The sequence below is a fragment of the Pyramidobacter sp. CG50-2 genome, from assembly GCF_003612005.1.
GTDB lineage: Bacteria > Synergistota > Synergistia > Synergistales > Dethiosulfovibrionaceae > Pyramidobacter.
The window spans coordinates 1-1,201 of sequence record NZ_RAWT01000102.1 but is presented as its reverse complement, the minus strand read 5'-3'; the positions used below and the strand labels follow the sequence as shown (position 1 = coordinate 1,201).

The window sequence follows — 1,201 nt, the reverse complement described above, 5'->3', positions numbered from 1 at the left end:
CAATGGCAAAAGAGAAATTTGAGCGCAGCAAGCCCCATCTGAACATCGGAACGATCGGGCACATCGACCACGGCAAGACGACGCTGACGGCGGCGATCTCTCACGTTCTGTCGAAGACAGGCTACGCGGAAGAGACCAAATTCGACCAGATCGACAAAGCGCCGGAAGAGAAAGAACGCGGCATCACCATCAACATCTCCCACATCGAGTACACCACCGACAAACGCCACTACGCCCACATCGACTGCCCCGGGCACGCCGACTACATCAAGAACATGATCACCGGAGCGGCGCAGATGGACGGAGCCATCCTCGTCGTCGCGGCCACCGACGGCCCCATGCCCCAGACCCGCGAACACGTCCTGCTCGCCCGCCAAGTCAACGTCCCCGCGCTGATCGTCTTCATGAACAAAATCGACCTCGTCGACGACCCCGAACTCCTCGACCTCGTGGAAATGGAAGTGCGCGAACTGCTGAGCAAATACGGCTTCCCCGGCGACGACATCCCCATCATCCGCGGCAGCGCGCTGAAAGCGCTGGAAGAAGGGACCGGAGCGCGCGACGACAAGTGGAGCAAACCCATCTGGGACCTCCTTGACGCGTGCGACAGCTACCTCCCCGAACCCGTGCGTGAAATGGACAAACCCTTCCTGATGCCCATCGAAGACGTCTTCACCATCACCGGGCGCGGCACCGTCGTGACCGGGCGAGTCGAACGCGGAGTGATCAAACCCGGCGACGAAGCCGAGATCGTCGGCATCAAAGACACCCGCAAAGTCGTCATCACCAGCTTGGAAATGTTCCGCAAAATGCTCGACGACGCCGAAGCCGGCGACAACGTCGGAGCGCTGCTGCGCGGCATCGACAAGAGCGAAGTCGAACGCGGGCAGGTATTGGCGAAACCCGGGAGCATCCAGCCCCACAAGAAATTCAAAGCGGAAGTGTACGTGCTGAAGAAAGAAGAAGGCGGCCGTCACACCCCCTTCTTCAACGGCTACAAACCCCAGTTCTACGTGCGCACCACCGACGTGACCGGCTCCATCAAACTTCCGGACGGAGTGGAAATGGTGATGCCGGGAGACAACAGCACCTTCGAAGTGGACCTGATCGCGCCCGTGGCGATGAACGAAGGCCTTCGCTTCGCCATCCGCGAAGGCGGCCACACCGTCGGCGCCGGCGTCGTCTCCCAGATCCTCGAGTA

1 protein-coding gene is annotated in these 1,201 nt (G+C 60.8%); it reads left to right on the top strand.

The features are described from left to right. Window positions 1–2 precede the first annotated feature (2 nt). A partial coding sequence (gene tuf, locus D7D26_RS11945) for an elongation factor Tu (RefSeq protein ID WP_078017178.1) occupies window positions 3–1,201 on the top strand: 1,199 nt, incomplete at its 3' end.